A 20,416-nucleotide genomic window follows, 5' to 3' on the forward strand; every position below is an offset into this window, starting at 1 on the left:
CGCGTGCCGCGTGGGATCAGGTGAATTCCTGACAGGTCTGAATGAACTCCAGAGCTCTACCGGGGGCTTTCTCAGCCTCGGTGATTGAGGTTGTCGACCACGCCCTGCAGCACCTCCGGATGCCGCAAGAACGGTGTGATGATGTCCACGGGCAGTGGGAAGACGACCGTCGAGTTCTGGTCCGCCCCCAGCTCCAACAGCGTCTGCAGATAGCGCAACTGTAGAGAAGCCGGGCTCTTGGACAGCGTCTCGGCGGCTTCGCGCAACTCCTCGGACGCCTGCAGTTCGCCCCGCGCGTTGATGACCTTCGCGCGGCGCTCGCGTTCTGCTTCGGCCTCGCGGGCCATCGCCCGCTGCATCGATTCGGGAATCTCGACGTCTTTGATCTCCACGACGCGGACCTGCACGCCCCACGGTTCGGTCTGCTTTTCGATGATCGTGCGCAGGTCGCTGTTGAGGTCCTCGCGGTGGGCCAGCAGGGTGTCCAAGTCGGCCCGTCCCAGCAGCGAACGCAGTGTCGTCTGGGCGATCTGCGAAGTGGCAACCGCGTAATTCTCCACCGCCAGAATCGCTTTGAGCGGTTCCATCACCTGGAACATCACGACGGCGTTGACCCTGGCCGGCACGTTGTCGCGGGTGATCACCTCCTGCGGGGGAATGGTCAGCGTCACCAGTCGCTGATCCACGCGGATCATCCTGTCCAGAAAGGGGATCAGGAAGCGAAGACCGGGACCGTACAGCGGGCGCACGTGCCCCATCCGGAAGACGACTCCGCGCTCGTACTCGCGCAGCACGGCCAGCGACCACACCGCGAGCACGGCGAGCCCGACAACCCCGGCGATGACGGCGACGATCACCACGGCGGTCATGTTGCGTTGCCCTCCTTGCCTTCCCAGCTGCCCCAGCGGGTGGAATACCTGTCGATCGCCGCGGCCGCCCGGTCCTCGAGCGCGGTGCGATGCGGCAGGTGCTCGGGTGCGTTGGACGGGGTGTTCCACAGGTGGCGGATCAGCGGCAGGCCGAGCAGCGCGACGATCGAGATGGTGCCCGCCAGGACCAGCACGTCAGCGCCCGAGTGGTTGGCGACCATCGTCGCCAGGGGCAGCACGATCCCGAATCCCGCTACGCAACAAGCGATCCCGCGGTGGAATCGCCCCGCGTCGGAATGCGGCCACGGGTCCACCTCGCGGCTGATCTCCCGGCCGTGGTCGGACGTCGTGCAGCTGGACTTGATGGGACAGCTGTTGCACACCACCGGCTGGGCGCGATATCGCATGACCCGGTGCCGTGGATCGAACGACGTCGGCCACAGCCAGTGGTCCCGTGGACACACCCAGGCGTCGTGATCCGGCCGGTAGGTGAAGTGTCCCGTGCGCCAACGCGCGGCGCGCGCCGACGCCCGTCGGGCCATCGAGTCGAAGCTCCAGCCGATGGCCAGCAGGGCGAGGGAATACCCGGCGATCAGCCATACCGAGGCGGCCGGTTGAGTCACCGCTCAGCCCTTCGCCGACACCGTGGCGCCGGCCTCCGGCTCGGTCGGCGCCTCGACGTACAGCGGATGTTCAGGCAGCTCTTGAACTGTCGAGCCCGTGCGGAAGTTGCGCAGCGCGATCCAGGCGATCCACACGAACGGCAGGACGCCGCCGACGATGAGGATGAGATCGCCGGGCATCCGCAGCCATTCGATCACCGCGTTGCCGGGTCTGGTGATGTAGCCCAGCGAGCGCGCCTCGAAGTAGCCGTCGTTGACCGAGTGGTAAAGCTGCAGGACGCCCAGCGGCAGCAGGGTGACGAACACCATCCAGGCCAGGCCGATGTTCATGCACCAGAACGAGGTTCGCGCCAACTTCTCCGGCCATTTGTCGGCCGGGATCACGTAGCGGAAAGCGAACATCGCCAGGCCTACGGCGAGCATGCCGTAGACCCCCATCATCGCGCCGTGCGCATGGTTGGCCGTGAGCGCGGTGCCGATCTGGTAGTAGGACACGATCGGCAGGTTGATCAGGAACCCGAAAATGCCCGCGCCCAAGAAGTTCCAGAAGCCCACGGCGACCAGGAACATGACGGCCCACCGGTGCGGGAACGGGTTGGCGTCGCCGGACTGCTGTCGCGAACCCAGTTGCAGGAACGCCCACGCCTCGACGGTGAGGAAGGTCAACGGAATGACCTCGGCCGCCGAGAAGAACGCGCCCAGCGCCATGTGTTCCACCGGGGTGCCCGAGAAGTACAGGTGGTGCATGGTGCCGATGACGCCGCCGGCGGAGTACAGGATGACGTCGAGGAAGATCACGCCCAGCGCGATCCGCTCGCGCACCACTCCCAGCAACACGAACATGTAGGCCACCATCACGGTGGTGAAGAGTTCGAGGAAGTCCTCGACCCACAGGTGCACCACCCAGAACCGCCAGAATTCGGCGACCGTGTAATGCGTGCCGCTGCTGGCCAACAGCCCGACGGTGTAGAAGGCGGGGATCGCCAGTCCGGAGAAGAAGAACAACCACGGCATGTTCATCTTCGATTCGCCTCTGAGCCGGGCGCGCATGCCCCGGAAGATGATCGCGATCCACACGAACATGCCGATGATCAGCAGGATCTGGAACAGCCGCGGCAGGTCGAGATACTCCCACTGCTGAGACAGCAGCCCATGCGGGATCACTCCGTAGATGGAGAGCGCCTCGCAGATCAGCGAACCGAACACCACCACCGCGACCGCTCCGAGCAGCACATAGGCCAGCAGGCCCTGGCGGCGCGGCTCCCGGCGGGCGATGAACGGCACCAGGAAGATGCCACCGGCCAGGAAGGCCGCCGCGGTCCAGAACAGCGCCAGCTGCACGTGCCAGGTCCGGGCCAGGTTGTATGGCAGCACCCGGGCCAGATCCAGCCCGAAGAACGTCGACAAGTCGGCCCGGTAATGCTCGGCCGCCGCGCCCAGCAGCGTCTGCGCCAGGAACAGCACCGACACGATCGCGAAGAACCAGATCGTGGCCCGCTGCGCCGGCGTCAGGCTCACCTCGCCGGGCTGGCGGAAGGACAGCGTGGACGACTCGGCGCTGTGCCAGCCCACCTTCTGGCTCCACCGTCCGTACACCGCGAACATGACGCCGATGCCACCCAGCAGCGCGATCAGCGACAGCGCCGACCATACGATCACCGGCGCGGTGGGGCCGTTGTCGACGCGCGGTTCGGCCGGCCAGTTGTTGGTGTAGGTGTAGTTGTGGCCCGGGCGTTCGGCCGCGCCCGCCCAGGCGGTCCATGCGAAGAACGCCGTCAGGTCGCGAATCTGTGCCTTGTCCGTGATCATCTGCGGCAAGAGGCCGTATTTCGTCGAGTTCTCGCCGAAGTAGGCGGCGTAGTGGCTTTGGATGTGGTCGAACGCCGCGGCCTGCCGGTTGGTGAACACCAGCGTCTTGGTGGTGGGGTTGTAGCGGTTGGTGCGGAACTCGGTGACCACGCGGTCGCGCGGGTCGGCCACCCCCTGACCCCGCAGCTGGTCGGCGACGTCCTGCGTCGCCATGCGCAGGTATTCCGCGGTGTAGTCGGGCCCCAGATATGCGCCATGCCCCAGCACCGAACCGTATTCCATCAGGCCGCGAGCCTGGTAGAGCTCCTGACCCCGGGTGATGTCGTCGCCCGTGAAGAGCAGCTGGCCCGACTCGTCGACAACCTTGTCCGGCATCGGCATCGATGCCGAGTACGTGCGGTAGGCCAGGACGCCCATGACCAGGAAGCCGAAGATCATCACCAGGGCGACGCCCTGGATCCAGCCTTTGCCCACCAGGGGCTGCGAAGAAGCCGGTCGGGCGGTCTGTTGAGCGGCCATGGGCGAGTCTCCCGTCTCCGGTGATGGGTGGTGGTGCCCCGCTGTCCGTCTGCGCAAACAGCTTGTATTCGGTTGTCGTCGCGGGGAACGCATGTTCGCCGTCGCACGTCCCAGGGGGCCAATGGCATTGTTTTCGGGACCAATGCCCCTGGGAGAGAGTGGTTTCCCGCCCATAACGTGTGGCTGAGCGACGCGAAAGTTTCCCGCTTACACCTCAGCAGAGGAGACCGCGATGGGCAATAGCTTCCCGGCTCCGGAAGTCGTCGTCGGTGTGGACGGCTCGAGGGCGGCCGAGCAGGCCGTCCTGTGGGCGATCGACGAGGCGGTCAGCCGCGACATCCCGATGCGATTGGTCTACGTCGTCGACCCGCGCGAGGCCACCACCGCGAACGCCTGCGAGGCGAGCCTCGCCGCCGCGAGGACGGCGCTGGCCGACGCCCATCGGTCCGTGGAAGCCACCGGCGCCCCGGTCAAGGTCGAAACCGAGATCCTGTGCGGACGACCGCTCGCCAAGCTGCTGGAGGCGTCGAGTTCGGCGGCCATGCTGTGCATCGGTTCCATCGGACTCGACCATGCCCGCCAAGGCGCAACCTCCGTCGCGAAGGTGTTGGCCCGCTCCGCCCGGTGCCCGGTCGCCGTGATCCGGCAGCCGGCAAAACGGTCGGCGGCGCCGAAAGTCAACACCGTGCTGGCCGAGGCCGGCAACGGCGTGGTGCTGCGGCATGCGTTCGACGAGGCGAGGCTGCGCGGAGCCACGCTGCGCGCGCTCTGGGTGTGCCGCGGCGAGGACGCCGGGGGCACCGGCGACGGAACGCGCTCGGCGCGGGCGCAATTGACTCGACGCCTCGCGCGTTGGACGCGGCTGTACCCCGACGTGCGGGCGGAGTCCGCGATCGCGCGCGGCAGTGTGGAGCAGTACCTGCGCGCCAACCCGGAAGCGGGGCAGTTGTTGGTCACCGAAGGTCATACCGCCGAGCGGCTTTGCGACGGGACCCATTCCGTGCTGGCGATACGGTCCGGCAACCTGTGACGGCGGGAATGGGATGACGCCGCTTCGTGATCAGCCGTGGCCGATGCGCAGCAGCTCCGTCAGGTTGGGCAGCTTGACGCGCGGACGCCCGTGCGGCTCACCGGCGGCGCGCTCGTGACGGTCGATGATCTCCCAGTGCGCCGAGGTGACCAGCTTCGGCTGGCGTGAGGCGAGCCAATCGGCCAGCTTCTCGGCGTGGTCGTCGGGGAAGTCCGCCAGATCGCCGCCTTTCGCGCGGTCCAGGTCGGCCAGCAGGGTGTCGACGGTCTCCTGGGAGTCCTTCTTGTTGGTGCCGATGACACCGGTCGGTCCGCGCTTGATCCAGCCGACGACGTATTCGTTGCGGCTGCCCTCGACCCGGCCGACGATGTTGGGGATCGTCGCGGACTTGTCGTCGAACGGCAGCCCCGGGGTGGGCACACCGCGGTAGCCGACCGACCGCACCACCAGCTGAACCGGCAGCTCCTCGCGCTCGCCGGTGTCCTTGGCGGACACCCGCCCGTTCTGGTCGGTGACCAGTTCGTTGCGGCCCAGCACGATGCTCTCCACCTTGCCTTCGCCCTTGATCTCAATCGGCGAGGTCATGAACCGGAACACGATGCGACGATGGCCGGGCCGCGGCGCGCGCCCGGCGTAATCGCGCAACACCTTGACGTTCAGCTTCGTGGTCTTGTCCGCGGCGGCCTCGTCCTCGTCGGTGACGCCCTCCAGCTGCGCCGGGTCGACGATCACGTCGACGCCTTCGAGCTCGCCCAGCTCACGCAGCTCGAGCGTGGTGAAGGCGGTTTGCAGCGGGCCGCGCCGGCCGAGGATCACCACTTCCTCGACGCCGCACGGCCGCAGCGATTCGAGCGCGTGGTCGGCGATATCGGTGGCGGCCAGCACGTCGGGATCGGTGACCAGGATGCGTGCCACGTCGAGCGCCACGTTGCCGTTGCCGACCACCACGGCCCGGGCGCCCGAGAGGTCGGGCGTGGCCTGCTCGAAGTTGGGGTGCGCGTTGTACCAGCCGACGAAGTCGACGGCGGCGACACTGCCGGGCAGGTCCTCACCGGGGATGTTGAGCGCGCGGTCGGACTGCGCCCCGACGGCGTAGACGACGGCGTCGTAGCGTTCGGCGAGTTCCCTGGGCAGCACGTGCTCACCGACCACGACGTTGCCGAAGAACCGGAAGCGCGGATCCTCCGCGGTCTTTTCGAACTGCTTGCTGATCGACTTGATCTTCGGGTGGTCGGGCGCGACGCCGGAGCGCACCAGCCCCCACGGGGTGGGCAGCATCTCCAGCATGTCGACGGCCATGTCGAAGCCCTCGGCCGCGTCGGCCGCCTTGAGCAGGGAGGACGCGGCGAAGAATCCCGACGGTCCGGAGCCGACGATTGCAACGTGGTAGGGGCGCATACTCGACCTTCTATTCGTGCCCGGTCAGCGCGCGGGGGGCTGTCGGCGCGCAGCGCGGGGTGCGCATGATCGTGATTCGATGCTAAACGCATGACCGCTGGTCGTGGCCCGGGCACTCGGCGGGAGACGAGGTGCCCGGCGGGCCCCGGTAACGTTGTCGGCTGTGGAACCCGACCGTCAAGCCGATATCGCCGCCCTTGACTCCACCCTGACCACGGTGGAGCGGGTGCTCGACGTGGACGGTCTGCGCAGCCGCATCGAGAAGCTCGAACACGAGGCGTCCGATCCCCAGCTGTGGGACGACCAGGCCCGCGCGCAGCGGGTGACCAGCGAACTGTCGCACGCTCAGGGGGAGCTGCGCCGGATCGAGGAGTTGCGCCGGCGCCTCGACGACCTGCCTGTGCTCTACGAGCTGGCGGCCGAAGAAGCGGAAGGTGCCGCCAGCAAAACAGAAGCGCTCGCCGAGGCGGACGCCGAGCTCAAGGCGCTGCGTGCCGACATCGAAGCCACCGAGGTGCGCACGCTGCTCTCCGGTGAGTACGACGAACGTGAGGCGCTGGTGACCATCCGCTCGGGCGCGGGCGGGGTGGACGCCGCCGACTGGGCCGAGATGCTGATGCGGATGTACATACGGTGGGCCGAACAGCACAAGTATCCCGTCGAGGTGTTCGACACGTCCTATGCCGAGGAGGCGGGCATCAAGAGCGCGACGTTCGCGGTGCACGCCCCGTTCGCCTATGGCACGTTGTCCGTCGAGCAGGGCACCCATCGGTTGGTGCGGATCAGCCCCTTCGACAACCAGAATCGACGTCAGACGTCGTTCGCCGAAGTCGAGGTTCTTCCGGTGGTCGACACCACCGATCACATCGACATTCCGGAAGGCGATGTGCGCGTTGATGTTTACCGCTCCAGCGGTCCCGGTGGCCAATCGGTGAACACCACCGACTCGGCTGTTCGTTTAACCCACATCCCAACGGGTATCGTCGTGACTTGCCAGAACGAAAAATCGCAACTGCAGAACAAGGTTTCGGCGATGCGAGTGCTTCAGGCAAAGTTGTTGGAGCGCAAGCGTTCCGAAGAGCGCGCTGAGCTGGACGCGTTGAAAGGCGAAGGCGGCAGTTCGTGGGGCAACCAGATGCGCTCCTACGTCCTGCACCCGTATCAGATGGTCAAGGATCTGCGGACCGAGTACGAGGTCGGCAACCCGGCGGCCGTCCTGGATGGAGACATCGACGGGTTCCTGGAAGCGGGAATCCGGTGGCGCAACCGAAAAGATGACGACTAACACAACTCTTCTCGCCTCGCCCGCCTTGGCCAAGGCGCTCGGCTGGCACGAATTCTGGCGCGGCGACGTCGGGCAGTGGATCATCACCCGCGGTCTGCGGATCGTCATGGTGCTGATCGTGGCGGTGCTGGCGGCCCGGTTCGTCAACTGGGTGGCGCAGCAGGTGACCCGTCAGCTCAACCTGGGGTTCGCCGAAAGCGACGCGTTGGTGCGCTCGGAGGCGTCCAAGCACCGCCAGGCCCTGGCGTCGGTGATCTCCTGGGTATCGGTGGTTCTCATCAGCATCTGGGTGGTCATGCAGATCGCCGACGTGCTGCAGTTCTCGGTCGGTGGGCTGGTCGCGCCGGCGACCGTGGTCGGTGCCGCGCTCGGTTTCGGCGCGCAGCAGTTGGTCAGGGATTTGCTGTCCGGTTTCTTCATCCTGGCGGAACGGCAGTACGGCTTCGGGGACCTGGTCACCCTGACCGTCGTGGCGTCCACGGAGGCCAGCGGCACGGTCGAGAACGTGACGCTGCGGGTGACCCGGTTGCGGTCACCCGACGGCGAGGTGGTGACCATTCCCAACGGGCAGATCGTCAAAGTGGTGAACCTGTCCAAGGATTGGGCGCGTGCTGTGGTGGACATCCCGGTGTCGACCACCGCCGACCTGAATCGGGTGAACGAGGTCTTGCACCAGGAATGCGACCACGCCATGGACAACCCCGTGCTGGGCGAACTGCTGCTGGATGCGCCCACCGTGATGGGCGTGGAAAGCATCGAGCTCGACACCGTCACCCTGCGTCTGGTGGCCCGTACCCTGCCCGGCAAGCAGTTCGAGGCGGGCCGCCAGCTGCGAGTCCTGGTGATTCGCGCGTTGGCCCGCGTCGGCATCGTGACCGCGGCGGACGCGACGGTGGGCCTGGTGGAAGACCCCTCCGTCCCGGCCGCCCAGGCCGCCGAAGACCGGGCCGGCGATGACGTGCAAGGTGCGGTGCAGAAGCGTTGAAGTTCACCCTGAGCATCTTCGAGAAGCGCAGCGCCGACTCGGATGCGGATCGCCACTGGCCGCGCTACATGTTCGGCGGCCGAGTCCGCACGTCGACCATCGTGTTGATCATCGCCTTCTTCGCCGTCTGGTGGGTCTACGACACCTACCGTCCGGTACCCGCGCCCAAGCCACCGGCGCAGCAGGTGGTGCCGCCCGGCTTCGTTCCCGATCCGAATTACACGTGGGTGCCGCGCAGCCGGTTGCAGCAGCCGCCGGCCACCAACACGTACACGCCGACCCCGACGAGCACGCCGCCGCCACCTCCGCCACCGCCGCCGGTGACCACGACCACCACGACGCCGCCGGTGCAACTTCCGCAGCTGCCCTGTCTGTTGCCGCCGCCCTTCTGCCCGTCCAGTACCAGCCCCACCACGCCTCCGCCCCAGCTACCGCAGCCGGAGCCCGGTCCGGCGCCCAGTTCACCGCCACCGGCCCCTTGACTTGGCTTGCCAGCGAAATTCACGGCTACACTGGCGTGCCGTGATGATCACCCTGGACCATGTCAGCAAGAAGTACAAAACGTCGGCCCGCCCGGCGCTGGAGGACGTCAACGTCAAGATCGACAAGGGTGAATTCGTCTTCCTGATCGGCCCGTCGGGCTCCGGCAAGTCGACGTTCATGCGGCTGCTGCTCGGCGAGGAGAACCCGACGTCCGGTGACATCCGGGTGTCGAAGTTCCACGTCAACAAGCTGCGCGGGCGTCACATCCCGAAGCTGCGCCAGGTGATCGGGACCGTCTTCCAGGACTTCCGCCTGCTGCAACAGAAGACCGTCTACGAGAACGTCGCCTTCGCGCTGGAGGTGATCGGCAGACGGACCGACGCGATCAACCGGGTGGTGCCCGAGGTGCTGGAAACCGTCGGCCTGTCCGGCAAAGCCAACCGGCTGCCCCACGAGTTGTCCGGCGGCGAGCAGCAACGGGTCGCGATCGCACGCGCGTACGTCAACCGGCCCCTGGTTCTGCTGGCCGACGAGCCGACTGGCAATCTCGACCCGGACACCAGTAAGGACATCATGGATTTGTTGGAGCGGATCAACCGCACGGGCACGACGGTGGTGATGGCGACGCACGACCACCACATCGTCGACTCGATGCGTCAGCGCGTCGTGGAGTTGTCTCTGGGGCGGCTGGTTCGCGACGAGCAGCGGGGCATCTATGGGATGGACCGCTAAGTGCGCTTTGGCTTCCTGTTCAACGAGGTCCTGACCGGCCTTCGTCGCAACGTCACGATGACCGCCGCGATGATCCTCACCACGGCCATCTCCATCGGCCTGTTCGGTGGCGGTCTGCTGGTGGTCCGGTTGGCCGACAACTCGCGGGAGATCTATCTCGACCGCGTCGAGACGCAGGTGTTCCTCACCGACGACATCTCCGCGAACGACGCGACGTGTGCGTCCCCTCCGTGTAAAGCGCTGCGGGACAAGATCGATGCGCGACAAGACGTCAAATCGGTGCGCTTCGTCAACCGGCAGGACGCCTACAACGACGCGATCAAGAAGTTTCCCGAGTTCAAGGACGTGGCCGGCAAGGAATCGTTTCCCGCGTCGTTCATCGTCAAGCTGAACAACCCCGAACAGCACGCGGAGTTCGACGCCGCGATGCAGGGTCAGCCCGGGGTGCGCAGCATCCTCAACGAAAAGGATTTGATCGACCGGTTATTCGCCGTTCTGGACGGTTTGCGCGACGCCGCGTTCGCCGTCGCCCTGGTGCAGGCCGTCGGGGCGATCCTGCTGATCGCCAACATGGTCCAGGTCGCGGCCTACACGCGACGCACGGAGATCGGGATCATGCGCTCGGTCGGCGCCAGTCGCTGGTACACGCAGTTGCCCTTCTTGGTGGAGGCGATGCTGGCCGCGTCCATCGGTGTGGCCATCGCGATCGCCGGCCTGGTCCTGGTGCGGGCGTGGTTCCTGGACAACGCGCTCAGCCAGTTCTACCAAGCTCATTTGATCGCGAAGGTCGACTATGCCGACATCCTCTACATCTCGCCGTGGTTGTTCCTGCTCGGCGTGTCGATGGCCGGGCTGACCGCCTACGCGACATTGCGCCTCTACATACGGCGGTAGCTATGGCCAAAGATCCCGGCCGGGCCAAGGCGGCGGGCGGCAAGCGCGGCAGCAAACAGATCGTGGCCACCAATCGCAAAGCGCGGCACAACTATTCGATCCTCGAGGAATTCGAGGCGGGAGTGGCTTTGCAGGGTACCGAGGTGAAGAGCCTGCGCGAGGGCCACGCGTCGCTGGCCGACGCGTTCGCAACCGTCGACGACGGCGAAGTGTGGTTGCGCAACTTGTACATTCCGGAGTATCAGCACGGTAGCTGGACCAACCATGAACCCCGCCGCAATCGAAAGTTGTTGTTACATAGGCAACAAATTGACCGGCTGATCGGAAAGATACGAGATGGTAACCTCGCCCTCGTGCCGATGTCTCTGTATTTCTCCGAAGGAAAGGTCAAGGTCGAGCTCGCGCTGGCGCGCGGCAAGCGAGCGCACGACAAACGCCAGGACATGGCCCGCCGCGATGCCCAGCGCGAAGTGGTCCGTGAATTGGGTCGCCGAGCCAAGGGCATGAACTGATCGGGGCCGCTTACGCCCAGCTGTCGGCCGTCACGTACGGCGTCAGCGATTTTGTGGGCGGTGTAGCCGCTCGACGGGTGGCCGCGCTGCGCGTGATGCTGGTGGTCTACCCGATCGAGACCCTTCTGCTGGGCGTGCTCGCCGTCGTCGTGGGCGGGCCGATCACGCGTGGCGCCATCTTCTGGGGCGGCCTCTACGGCGTCGGCATGGCGGTCGGCATGTGGGCGTTCTTCGCGGCGCTGGGCGCCGGGCCGATCTCCGTCGTCTCGCCGTTGGCGGCGGTCCTCAACGCCGCCGTGCCGGTGGCGGTCGGCGTGGCGCTGGGGGAGCGTCCGGGGCCGGGGGCTTCGGTGGGCGTCGTACTGGCCCTCATCGCGGTCATGCTGGTGAGCCGGGAGGCCACCGCACAGGAGGTCACACCGTATCGATTCACCCCGAAGGTGGCGTGGCTCACGCTGCTGGCCGGCTCGGCGATGGGGTTGAACCTGGTGTTTCTTCATCAGGCGCCGCACGCATGCAAGCTGTGGCCGCTGGTCTTCGCCCGGCTCTCGGCCACCGTGGTGATCTTCGTGATGGCCGCAGCCAGCAACAACTTCCGGGCGCCGCGCGGGAAGCCCATGAAGCTCGCCTGGGCGGTGGCGCTGCTGGACATCTGCGCCAACGTCACCATGCTGCTGGCCCTGCACACCTGGCTCCTGTCGCTGGCCAGCATCCTGATCTCGCTCTACCCGGCGGCGACCGTCGTGCTGGCGATGGTGGTGCTGCGCGAGCGGCTGACCCGCTGGCAGGGCTTCGGCATGGTGATGGCCATGGGGTCGGTGGCCATGATCGCCGCCAGCTGACGGCTGCGCCTGTCGACTGACCGGCCCACCGGCCTAGTATCCGAGCATGGCCGATCGCCCCGTCACCAAGCTGGACAAGTCCGATGTGCTCGCTGGTCTGTTCGCGGTGTGGGACGACATCACCGCGCTGCTGGGCGGGCTGGCGGAAGCGGACTGGCAGGCGGCCAGTCCGCTGCCCGGCTGGGACGTCAAGGCGCTGGTGGCGCACATGATCGGCACCGAATGCTTCCTCGCCGGCGTCCCCGCGCCCCAGCCCGACATCGACGTCTCGGCACTCGACCACGTCCGCAACGACATCGGCGTGATGAACGAGTGCTGGGTCCGCCACCTCAGCGCGGAACCCGGTGCCGACGTGCTCAACCGGTTCAAGGACATCACCGACGAGCGGCGCAAGGCACTGACGGGCATGCCCGCCGGGGAGTGGGACGCGGTGACGCTGGCGCCGGTGGGCCCGGAGAGCTACGGGCGGTTCATGCGGGTCCGCGTGTTCGACTGCTGGATGCATGAGCAGGACATTCGCCAGGCGCTGGGGCGGCCCTCCTCCGGTGATCAGCTAGGCGGGCCCGCGTCGGAGCTGTCCCTCGACGAGATCGCCGCGACGATGGGCTACGTGGTGGGCAAGCGGGCCAAAGCCCCCGAGGGTTCGCGTGTCCTGCTCGAGCTCACCGGGCCGCTTTCCCGCAGCATCCGCGTCGCCGTCGACGGCCGGGCCCAGGTGGTCGACGACTTCGGCGGTCGAGAGCCGACAGTGTCGATCCGGCTGGACGGGCTGCAGTTCACCCGGCTCGCCGGCGGGCGCCCGATGTGCTCCGCACGCTCGCAGGACATCGAGGTGGACGGCGACAAGGAGGTCGCCGCCCAGGTCATCGAGCATCTCAATTTCGTGATCTGACCGCCGTACCGGCCGGGAAGATAACTCGGTTGCCCCGCGTTGATAGCGGCGTACCATTGATTGTCCTGCCGAAAATCGGCGGGGATGCGAGGGGCTGAACGGTTTCGACTTCGCGCATCGAATCAAGGGAAGCGTGCCGGTGCAGGCAAGAGACCACCGTAAGCGTCGTTGCAACCAGATAAGCGCCGATTCACATCAGCGCGACTACGCTCTCGCTGCCTAAGCGACAGCTAGTCCGTCAGACCGGGAAAGCCCTCGACCCGGAGCCTGGCGTCAGCTAGAGGGATCCACCGATGAGTCCGGTCGCGGGACTCGTCGGGACACCAACAGCGACTGGGATCGTCATCCTGGCTAGTCCGTGTGACCAGGAGATCCGAGCAGAGGCATAGCGGACTGCGCACGGAGAAGCCTTGAGGGAATGCCGTAGGACCCGGGTTCGATTCCCGGCAGCTCCACTGAGAAATAGCTGGTCAGAGCAACAACGTCTGACCAGTTTTCTTTTTCGTCGGCTTTGGCTGACTATCTTCCATCAGAGTTCAATCCTGCCCGGGGCTCAGGATGGAGGAGTGCTGATGATCTATCGCCTTGCTATCGGGGTGCTCGTCACTTTGGCGGTGGCGATCATCGTCCCCGCCCAGGGCCATGCCGATCCGCCGACGAAGTGTCTGACCAACACTCCTAAGGGCAAGCAGGTTTACGTGCCCTGCGATCTGCTCAACGCCGGCGCCAATTTCCCGCCGGGGCAGCGTTGTCCACTACCGCTCGAGCAATACCCGAAAGATGTGGCGGACTGGTGTGGCGAAGGCCCAGGCCTTGCGAGTCCCACGCCCACGAGTCCTACGAGCCCGACAAGTCCCGCCAGTCCAACGAGTCCCGCGAGCCCGACGACTCCCGGGAGCCCAACGAGTCCCGCGAGCCCGACGACTCCCGGGAGCCCGACGACTTCTGCGAGCCCGACGACTCCGACGAGCCCGACCAGCCCTACCAGTCCAGCGAGCCCGGGCAGTAGACCGTGAGCATTGACGCCGCAAGACCCTAAAACGGAACCGCAGATAACGAGTGGTACCGAGTTGGACCGAAATGGAACGAAAAGGCGGTTGAGCAATCGAATTGCCCGGTAGGGCCTCGACCAGCGCGGCGGGTGTGCTGCCATCTCGCCGCGCTGATGCCTTGCACGCGCAGCGAGACGATCAGGGGGACGGGGTTCCGTACAAGCCCGGACCTGTGATGCGCAGTTGCTCCAGGAACGAGCGAGCGGACACATACGCGGCCTCGATCAAGGCGGCAGTGTGTGTGAAGTCAAGTGGCGACACCAGTCTGGGCGCGGGCCCGGGAATGTACACGACCGGGATCCCGGCGGCCATGACGGGAGCCTCGAGCACGGACTGTGCGCGCATCGCGACCATCGCGGTGTAGAGCAGAATGTCGGCGATCGTGTCAGGCGAACCCGGCAGTTGGCCTGGAAAGTTGCAGTCGAGCACCACCAACGAGCGTGCCCCCATCTCGACCGCGTGGCGCATCGGGACGTTGGCCACCAGACCGCCGTCGTAGAGTTGATACCCGTCGAGGTCGACGGATGGGAAGATGCCCGGGATCGCCGCGCTGGCCAGCAGAGCGGGCAGCAGCGGACCGTTACGCACGACGTGTGGCCGCGCGGTGGCGATATCTGTCGTGACTGCGGCGAACGGCAGTGTCAGGTCGGCGAATGTCGTTGCCTGCCCGATAAAGTCGGTGATCACCGCGGCCAGTCCGGTGTTGGGGAACAGGTGCGTCTTGACCCTCTGCAGCAGCACGGCTTGGGCGAGCAAACCGCCCGGGAACACCTGATCTCGCGTCATTCGTGCCCACACGTGCGAGAGCCGGTTCACCGCACCTTTCGGGTCCGCGGCGATGACCGCGCCGTTGAGCGACCCAACCGAGGTGCCGGCGACGAGATCGGGCGTGACCTCGCACTCGCTGAGCGCCTGAAGCATGCCCACTTGGATCGCGCCAAGGCTGCCCCCTCCGCCAAGCACGTACCCAACTGGTCGGGGCAGCCCGTCCAGCCCGAGCACGTGACCGTTCACCCAATCAGGCTAAGACAGGCGGCGCCGTAGTAATCGCCAGGCGGTGCAGACAAGGTCCGGCGGCCCCTACGGAGGGGGCATCGGCTCCGTCGGCCCCTGTGGGTCGGTTCGACATCGTGGTAGCACTGCGACGAAAGACCGGCCCCCAATCTGCGGGGCCGAACGAATGCTTGACAGGCCGCAGCGGCGGACCCAACATCGTGGCGGATGGCCACTGATGGCATTCCATCGACGCGGCGGGGAATCACGTGAACGACGACAGCTCGCCTGCGGGCCTTGCATTCGGCAGGCCACTGCGCAGGGCCATTGCCGGTGGAGCTGTCTTTCTTGTCCTGCTTGCTGGGTGCTCGCGGGGGGATTCGGTGCACCCGGGATTGCGCGGGACCCCGACGATAGGGCCGTTGCCTCCGGCCCTGACGCCCAACCCCCCGACACCGGCTACGCCGCCCGATGCCGCGACCGCGGTTGAATTCTCAAAAGTCTCCCAGCTGATCAACGACGCGATCGCGGCGAACAAGCTGCCGGGCGCAGTGGTGGTCATCGGTCACGGCGGCAAGGTCGCCTTCCACCAGGCCTACGGCATGCGCAAACTTGCGGGCGAACCCGGGCTGGACGGGTCGCCGGCGCCCGCCGAGCCGATGACCGAGGACACCATCTTCGACCTGGCGTCGCTGACCAAGAGCCTCGCGACGGCGACCGCCGTCATGCAGCTCTACGAGCGCGGCAAGGTGGCCGTCGACGACCCGCTGCAGCAATACCTACCCGACTTCAACACCGGCAACGATTCGCGCCGAGCGCAAGTGACCGTCCGCATGCTCCTGACCCACACCTCCGGCGAAACGGGGGACGTCAATCTCGGCGACCCGTGGGGACTGGACAGAGCCGACAAAGACGAGGGCCTTCACCGCGCGCTCACCACCCCACTGGAATCGGCGCCGGGGCAGGCTTTCCGCTACTCGGACATCAACTACATCCTGCTCGGCGCGCTGATCGAGAAGGCCACCGGCGAGGCCCTGGATGTCTACGTTCAGCAACACGTGTTCGAGCCACTGGGCATGACAGACACGCGCTACCTCCCGCCCGCACAAGCGTGCGGTCCCCACACGACGCTGGGAGCCGCGATCGCCTGGGCTCCCGCGCCGCAACGCCGGGCGCCGGACGCCTGCCCCGCGGGAACGTGGAGCACCGGTCTGCTGCCGCGCATCGCACCGACGGCGCGAGACGAAGAGGGCCGAGCCGATCCGGGCAAGAATCCGGATCTCGATCGCCTGCTTCGTGGGACCGTGCAGGACACGACGGCGCGGCGCATGGGCGGGGTGGCCGGGCACGCGGGCGTGTTCTCGACGGCCCACGATGTCGGCATCTTTGCGCAGGCACTGCTCGATAGGCTCGCGGGCCGTCCGAGCGAATTCCCCTTGGCGCAAACAACTCTCGAGTTGATGACGACTCCGCAGCAGCCGGGACATTCGCCCGAGCAACTCACGGCGGCCAACGCGGCCGCGCGGGCCGCCCTCGCAACGAGGCCGAACAGGACAGATCCGCTGCTCGCCCCGCGCTATCCGGCGATCGCGGGGCAGAACCTGCGCGGCTTCGGCTGGGATATCGACACGGGCCAGTCCGCGCCGCGGGGCCTGCTCTTCCCCATCGGTAGCTTTGGCCACACCGGATTCACCGGAACCTCCGTCTGGCTGGACCCGCGATCGGATACCTACGTCGTTGTGCTGTCGAATTCGATTCACACCCGAGGCAGCCCACCGATATCCAATCTGCGAGGTGAGATTGCCACAGCGACCGCACGCGCCCTGGGCCTCTAGGGTCGCTCGAAGTGTTGATAGTCGAGGGGACGCGTCCACGCGCCGCCCCACATCCAGCCTCGATCCGTGAAGACCCGCACCGCCGCGTCGCCATCGTGTAGGAGCCCCGGATCGGTGCGGCTGCGGTCCAGGTAGGGCGCCGCGTTGCGCGGTTCGAAATACCCGCTCGCGTAGAGGCAGGGATTCACCAGCGGATTGACATCGATGGCCCGGCCGTACGCGTGCGGAGACCATTCGTCGGTTCCGGGGATGCGCCGGCAGTTGAACGCCGAAGTGTTGTCGTCCTCCATGGACAATTCGTCATCCGCGTCCGAATAGTGGTCGACCGTTCGGATCCTCTCGACCGGATAGCGCAGCCGGTAAAGCCTTTCGAAGATCGCGATGACGTCCTGCACCAAGTCCTCGTGCACGATCAGCTCGCCTCGATGCGCCTGGCCGTCGAAGCCGATGTGGTCGACGGTGACCCGTCGCAGCCGCCCCGGCTCGACGGGGCAACCCGGCCGCCAGCTCGCGCCCAGCTCGACCTCGGTGACTGGCTCCACCGCCGCGCCGGCGGGCGCCGGCGGCACACCGGCCGACGACGCGACGGCCGGCGGGGACGGCGTGGGAGAGGGCGATGGTGCCCGCTGCCCGGCGGTGCACGCCACCAGCATGAGACATGCGGCGATCGCTCCGGCCGCCGCTGGACGTCGCCGGTCGAAAGGTGTCAACGGGGATGAGTCCTCGCCGCTTGCTTCTTGCATCCCCACCGCCGTGATAAGCCGTCAGGCCGACGCGCCCCGGGACACGCTACTCGGCCGCAGTCAGGGCGAGCGGGCCACGATCACCGGGACCTTGGCCCTGTTGACCACCGCCGCCCCGACCGAGCCCAGCAGCCTGCCCCTGAACCAGCCGCAGCCGTGGCTGCCGACCACGACCAGTTGCGCCCGTTCGGACGCCTCAATCAGCCAACGCGCCGGGTCGCCGATCTCGATCCTGCGATCGATCGCCACGTCGGGATAGCGTTCGTGCCAACCCGCCAGCCGCTCCGCGAGCACCGCCTCCTCCTGCGATAGCTGAGCGTCCCATTTGGCGTCTTGGAACAACGCCTTGGAGCCGGCAACCCGCGGATCGGTCCAGGCGTGCAAGGCCGTCAGGCCGACACCACGCCGGGAGGCTTCCTCGAACGCGAGGACGGTGGCCGTTTCCGATGCCGGTGAGCCGTCGATGCCGACCAGGACCGGGGCCCGCGCGCCATCGCCGGTCATCTCTTTTTCGCGGATCACGGCGATGGGGCAATGCGCGTGGTAAACCAACTTCGAGCTCACCGAGCCCAGGAAGCTGCCGGCCAAGGCGCCGCCGTTTCCGCGGTGGCCGACGACGACCATGTCCGCCGCTTGCGAGAGGCCGACGAGCGTCGGGACGGTGGCCGAATGCAACACCTTGCCATCGATCCGCACCGGATCGCAGTCACCGGTGTTCGCCTCGGCCACCTTGACCGCCGCGGAGATGACCTCGCGTGCCCGGTGTTGCTGCCATTGGCTGAATCCCGCCGGCGCGGCGACCTCGAACCACTCCGGTAAGACGGCGTCGACGACATGGACGAGGGTCAGCGGCGCCTTCCGCAGCGCCGCATCCCGCGCCGCCCAGCGGACGGCGCCCAGCGCCGCGGCGGAGCCGTCAACGCCCACCAAGATCGCGCCAGGTGGTGGTTGCCACATCTCAGCTCGCTCCGTCTGCCGTGTGCTCACCGCGAAGGATCGCCCGGGGCGGGCGCCAGTGTCAGGGCCGAAGAGATGTAAGCCGAAGGACCAAAGGCACCGAGTGGGTCGCGTGGGCCATTGCTTCCCCGCACCGCACGGCGCACAGCGGAAACGTCGCCCACTACCGACCTCCTCGGAGGGGGCCACGCAAGGAGCGCCCAAGCCCTACGATTGACGAGCGGGGGCTGTCGTTTGCCGAGCCTCCGGGTCATCGAGGCGCTGAATCGAGGAGAAGTGTCCGTGCAACTGTCGCTCGCACCCCTGTCCGTCACGAGAAGGCTGTTCACCGCCGTGTCGTTCGTGATCGCGTTCGTTGCTTCGGCCTCGCTGCCGCCCACACTCGCTGTGGCCCATGCCGACCCGATCGGCTTTCCGCCGGATTGGCCCTTCTACGAGATGCAAACCGAACAGACGATGTGCAGGGCCATGGCACAGGGCTGGTCACGCGCCCAGATCGTCGGTGCGATGCAACAAGCCAACAATCAGAGCGTGACCGGGCTGAACCCGCAGCAGGCCGCCAAGACCGCCAACATGTGGGTCGACCTGGGCCGGATCAAGTACTGCCCCGGCGCTGTCGCCAGCTAGCAGGCCGCTAGCAGCAGAGGGCGGCGGAGAACCACGCGCCCGCCGCGACGGCGATGATGAGCGCGGTGGTGGTGTGTCCCGTCGATGCGGCGACGACGGTGGCCGTGATCGCGGCGATCAGGGCCACGACGATGGCCACGGCCAGCAATGTCCGGTGCGGATGGATCGCCCCGCCGGAACGTCGTACGACAACGACGGGTTTGCCCGAGCTGTGGGTTGCCGCCATGAGAGCTCCTAGGGTTGTGACCCGCGATACACCACCAGCATAGATGTGCGGTGCGTCACACACCAGCGGGTCCGCGCCGTGTCCGTGGACCGGCCCGGGCGCGCAGTTAACGTCGCCGGCCTTGAGTCGCAGCCAGGCGATCGAGGTGCAAAGTCATCCGGCGCGCGAGCCATCCTCACCCGGGAGTGGGCCCTACGAGTCCTGCGCGGTCTCCAGCAGTCGCAGCGGGTGCAGACCGTCGACCGCGCCGACAAAAGGCGGGTGGATGCTGTAGCCCAGCATGCGGCGAATGTCGTCGGACACCGTCCGGGCGATGTCGCGCGAGATCGACAGCGTGAACGCTTCCATCGGCCGCAGCCACGGCTGGCAGTACTGGGCGGTGACGGCGAGGCGGTCGCGGTCGGTGCTGTTGGCGCCCCCGCCGTGCCACAGCGTGCCGACGAAGAAGACGCACGACCCGGCGGGCATCACCACGGGCAGGGCCGCATCGTCCGGGCCCGGCCGGCGCTTGCCCCACCGGTGGCTGCCCGGGTAGAGCACCGTGGCGCCGTTGTCGGCGGTGAAGTCGTCGATGGCCCAGATCGTGGCCGCCGCCAACGGTTCTCGCGGCCGCGGAACGGGGTAGAACCCGTCGTCGTGATGCGCCAGCTGCGCGGCCTCGCCGGGCTGAATGTTGATGGCCTGCAACGCCGAAAGCAGGTAGTTGGGCATCAGCAGCCGATCGAGCACCGCGAGCACGCGGGGGTTGTCGACGAGCCCGTCGCAGAGCCGCGTCCGGCTCAGCAGGCTGTAGACGCGCTGGGTGCGCCGGCCCTCGAAGGAGTTGCGTCCCGTGTGGGCGAGCCACGGGCGCACCACCTCGCGGATCTCGCGGCATTGCTCGGCGGTGAGCAGGTTCTCCCAGACGACGTACCCGTCGCGGTCGAGGGCCGCCATGTCCGCGTCGACGACGGCGGTGTCCACCGACTGCCCGCCGCTGCGCGTCCGCCGGTACCGCTGCGCCAGGTCGCCCCGCAGGTCTTCCAGCGTCGTGACGGGCTCGTCGTCGATGTTCATTGGCACGCGTCCTTCATCCCGCACCCACAGTAAGCCGAGTTCCCCTCGACCCAC

The 20,416-nt window shown here is 67.1% G+C and carries 21 protein-coding genes and 1 other RNA gene; 13 read left to right on the forward strand and 9 right to left on the reverse strand.

The features are described from left to right. Positions 1-71 precede the first annotated feature (71 nt). Genes AWC03_RS25485 through AWC03_RS25495 form a run of 3 tightly spaced genes read right to left on the reverse strand, consistent with a single transcriptional unit; the run spans position 72 to position 3,820 of the window. On the reverse strand, positions 72-869 hold the full coding sequence (locus AWC03_RS25485; protein WP_085243466.1) for a slipin family protein: 798 nt from the start codon (positions 867-869) through the stop codon (positions 72-74). Continuing rightward, on the reverse strand, positions 866-1,492 hold the full coding sequence (locus AWC03_RS25490; protein WP_085243467.1) for a hypothetical protein: 627 nt from the start codon (positions 1,490-1,492) through the stop codon (positions 866-868). The genes AWC03_RS25485 and AWC03_RS25490 overlap by 4 nt, the downstream gene beginning before the upstream one ends. A gap of 3 nt (positions 1,493-1,495) precedes the next feature. Beyond that, positions 1,496-3,820: a nitric-oxide reductase large subunit gene (locus tag AWC03_RS25495; protein WP_085243468.1), complete on the reverse strand. Its 2,325-nt coding sequence runs from the start codon at positions 3,818-3,820 to the stop codon at positions 1,496-1,498. Positions 3,821-4,052: 232 nt separating this feature from the next. On the opposite strand from AWC03_RS25495, the gene AWC03_RS25500 reads away from it, so the two are divergent. Next, positions 4,053-4,850 carry a universal stress protein gene (locus AWC03_RS25500; protein ID WP_085243469.1) on the forward strand — a complete coding sequence of 266 codons (798 nt, stop codon included), beginning with the start codon at positions 4,053-4,055 and terminating at the stop codon, positions 4,848-4,850. A 30-nt stretch (positions 4,851-4,880) separates the two neighbouring features. Here AWC03_RS25500 and AWC03_RS25505 read toward each other — a convergent pair whose 3' ends face one another. Next, positions 4,881-6,248, reverse strand: coding sequence for an FAD-dependent oxidoreductase (locus AWC03_RS25505; protein ID WP_085243470.1), 1,368 nt, complete (start codon positions 6,246-6,248; stop codon positions 4,881-4,883). A gap of 163 nt (positions 6,249-6,411) precedes the next feature. On the opposite strand from AWC03_RS25505, the gene prfB reads away from it, so the two are divergent. From prfB to AWC03_RS25555, 10 genes are all read left to right on the forward strand, one after another. Beyond that, positions 6,412-7,533, forward strand: coding sequence for a peptide chain release factor 2 (gene prfB, locus AWC03_RS25510; protein WP_085243471.1), 1,122 nt, complete (start codon positions 6,412-6,414; stop codon positions 7,531-7,533). After that, entirely contained in the window at positions 7,523-8,518 is a 996-nt protein-coding gene (locus AWC03_RS25515; protein WP_085243472.1) for a mechanosensitive ion channel family protein, read from the forward strand. Before prfB ends, AWC03_RS25515 begins: the two co-directional genes overlap by 11 nt. Continuing rightward, a complete protein-coding gene (locus tag AWC03_RS25520; RefSeq protein WP_085243473.1) occupies positions 8,515-9,000 on the forward strand; it encodes an Rv3103c family proline-rich protein in 486 nt (161 codons plus the stop codon). The genes AWC03_RS25515 and AWC03_RS25520 overlap by 4 nt, the downstream gene beginning before the upstream one ends. Positions 9,001-9,043: 43 nt before the next feature. Then, on the forward strand, positions 9,044-9,733 hold the full coding sequence (ftsE, locus tag AWC03_RS25525; RefSeq protein ID WP_085243474.1) for a cell division ATP-binding protein FtsE: 690 nt from the start codon (positions 9,044-9,046) through the stop codon (positions 9,731-9,733). Continuing rightward, positions 9,734-10,627 carry a permease-like cell division protein FtsX gene (gene ftsX / locus AWC03_RS25530; RefSeq protein WP_085243475.1) on the forward strand — a complete coding sequence of 298 codons (894 nt, stop codon included), beginning with the start codon at positions 9,734-9,736 and terminating at the stop codon, positions 10,625-10,627. Between the two features lie 2 nt (positions 10,628-10,629). Then, entirely contained in the window at positions 10,630-11,139 is a 510-nt protein-coding gene (gene smpB, locus AWC03_RS25535; protein WP_085243476.1) for an SsrA-binding protein SmpB, read from the forward strand. A gap of 92 nt (positions 11,140-11,231) precedes the next feature. Further along, positions 11,232-11,981, forward strand: a complete 750-nt coding sequence (locus AWC03_RS25540; RefSeq protein WP_439098197.1) for an EamA family transporter — start codon at positions 11,232-11,234, stop codon at positions 11,979-11,981. A 46-nt stretch (positions 11,982-12,027) separates the two neighbouring features. Then, on the forward strand, positions 12,028-12,873 hold the full coding sequence (locus tag AWC03_RS25545; protein WP_085243478.1) for a maleylpyruvate isomerase family mycothiol-dependent enzyme: 846 nt from the start codon (positions 12,028-12,030) through the stop codon (positions 12,871-12,873). A gap of 90 nt (positions 12,874-12,963) precedes the next feature. Beyond that, positions 12,964-13,331: a transfer-messenger RNA gene (ssrA, locus tag AWC03_RS25550) on the forward strand. Positions 13,332-13,666: 335 nt separating this feature from the next. Beyond that, on the forward strand, positions 13,667-13,882 hold the full coding sequence (locus AWC03_RS25555; protein WP_158090005.1) for a hypothetical protein: 216 nt from the start codon (positions 13,667-13,669) through the stop codon (positions 13,880-13,882). 181 nt (positions 13,883-14,063) lie between these two features. Here the strand turns inward: AWC03_RS25555 and AWC03_RS25560 are convergent, their stop codons facing one another. Next, entirely contained in the window at positions 14,064-14,939 is an 876-nt protein-coding gene (locus tag AWC03_RS25560; protein ID WP_244275395.1) for a patatin-like phospholipase family protein, read from the reverse strand. 293 nt (positions 14,940-15,232) lie between these two features. On the opposite strand from AWC03_RS25560, the gene AWC03_RS25565 reads away from it, so the two are divergent. Next, entirely contained in the window at positions 15,233-16,753 is a 1,521-nt protein-coding gene (locus AWC03_RS25565; RefSeq protein WP_085243518.1) for a serine hydrolase domain-containing protein, read from the forward strand. Here AWC03_RS25565 and AWC03_RS25570 read toward each other — a convergent pair. Together AWC03_RS25570 and AWC03_RS25575 are read right to left on the reverse strand one after the other, a co-directional pair. After that, positions 16,750-17,406, reverse strand: a complete 657-nt coding sequence (locus AWC03_RS25570; protein WP_085243479.1) for a M15 family metallopeptidase — start codon at positions 17,404-17,406, stop codon at positions 16,750-16,752. The two genes, AWC03_RS25565 and AWC03_RS25570, sit on opposite strands and share 4 nt — an antisense overlap. 150 nt (positions 17,407-17,556) lie before the next feature. After that, a complete protein-coding gene (locus AWC03_RS25575; protein ID WP_085243480.1) occupies positions 17,557-18,453 on the reverse strand; it encodes a universal stress protein in 897 nt (298 codons plus the stop codon). A gap of 282 nt (positions 18,454-18,735) precedes the next feature. Here AWC03_RS25575 and AWC03_RS25580 point away from each other — a divergent pair, with 282 nt between their 5' ends. Then, entirely contained in the window at positions 18,736-19,080 is a 345-nt protein-coding gene (locus AWC03_RS25580) for a hypothetical protein (RefSeq protein ID WP_141659280.1), read from the forward strand. A 7-nt stretch (positions 19,081-19,087) separates the two neighbouring features. On the opposite strand, the gene AWC03_RS27175 is transcribed toward AWC03_RS25580, so the two are convergent. Together AWC03_RS27175 and AWC03_RS25585 are read right to left on the reverse strand one after the other, a co-directional pair. Further along, entirely contained in the window at positions 19,088-19,306 is a 219-nt protein-coding gene (locus AWC03_RS27175) for a hypothetical protein (protein ID WP_141659281.1), read from the reverse strand. A 192-nt stretch (positions 19,307-19,498) separates the two neighbouring features. Then, the gene (locus AWC03_RS25585; protein WP_085243482.1) at positions 19,499-20,362 is read right to left on the reverse strand and encodes a phytanoyl-CoA dioxygenase family protein; all 864 of its coding nucleotides are present in this window, start codon (positions 20,360-20,362) and stop codon (positions 19,499-19,501) included. Positions 20,363-20,416 lie beyond the last annotated feature (54 nt).

Source organism: Mycobacterium europaeum, assembly GCF_002102155.1.
GTDB classification, from domain to species: Bacteria; Actinomycetota; Actinomycetes; order Mycobacteriales; family Mycobacteriaceae; genus Mycobacterium; species Mycobacterium europaeum.

Excerpts from the sequence above, each read along its gene's own strand:
- AWC03_RS25485 (WP_085243466.1), bottom strand. The coding sequence starts at position 869 with ATGACCGCCGTGGTGATCGTCGCCGTCATCGCCGGGGTTGTCGGGCTC.
- AWC03_RS25495 (WP_085243468.1), bottom strand. The coding sequence starts at position 3,820 with ATGGCCGCTCAACAGACCGCCCGACCGGCTTCTTCGCAGCCCCTGGTG.
- AWC03_RS25500 (WP_085243469.1), top strand. The coding sequence starts at position 4,053 with ATGGGCAATAGCTTCCCGGCTCCGGAAGTCGTCGTCGGTGTGGACGGC.
- AWC03_RS25505 (WP_085243470.1), bottom strand. The coding sequence starts at position 6,248 with ATGCGCCCCTACCACGTTGCAATCGTCGGCTCCGGACCGTCGGGATTC.
- AWC03_RS25515 (WP_085243472.1), top strand. The coding sequence starts at position 7,523 with ATGACGACTAACACAACTCTTCTCGCCTCGCCCGCCTTGGCCAAGGCG.
- ftsE (WP_085243474.1), top strand. The coding sequence starts at position 9,044 with ATGATCACCCTGGACCATGTCAGCAAGAAGTACAAAACGTCGGCCCGC.
- smpB (WP_085243476.1), top strand. The coding sequence starts at position 10,630 with ATGGCCAAAGATCCCGGCCGGGCCAAGGCGGCGGGCGGCAAGCGCGGC.
- AWC03_RS25545 (WP_085243478.1), top strand. The coding sequence starts at position 12,028 with ATGGCCGATCGCCCCGTCACCAAGCTGGACAAGTCCGATGTGCTCGCT.
- AWC03_RS25570 (WP_085243479.1), bottom strand. The coding sequence starts at position 17,406 with ATGCTGGTGGCGTGCACCGCCGGGCAGCGGGCACCATCGCCCTCTCCC.
- AWC03_RS25575 (WP_085243480.1), bottom strand. The coding sequence starts at position 18,453 with ATGTGGCAACCACCACCTGGCGCGATCTTGGTGGGCGTTGACGGCTCC.
- AWC03_RS27175 (WP_141659281.1), bottom strand. The coding sequence starts at position 19,306 with ATGGCGGCAACCCACAGCTCGGGCAAACCCGTCGTTGTCGTACGACGT.
- AWC03_RS25585 (WP_085243482.1), bottom strand. The coding sequence starts at position 20,362 with ATGAACATCGACGACGAGCCCGTCACGACGCTGGAAGACCTGCGGGGC.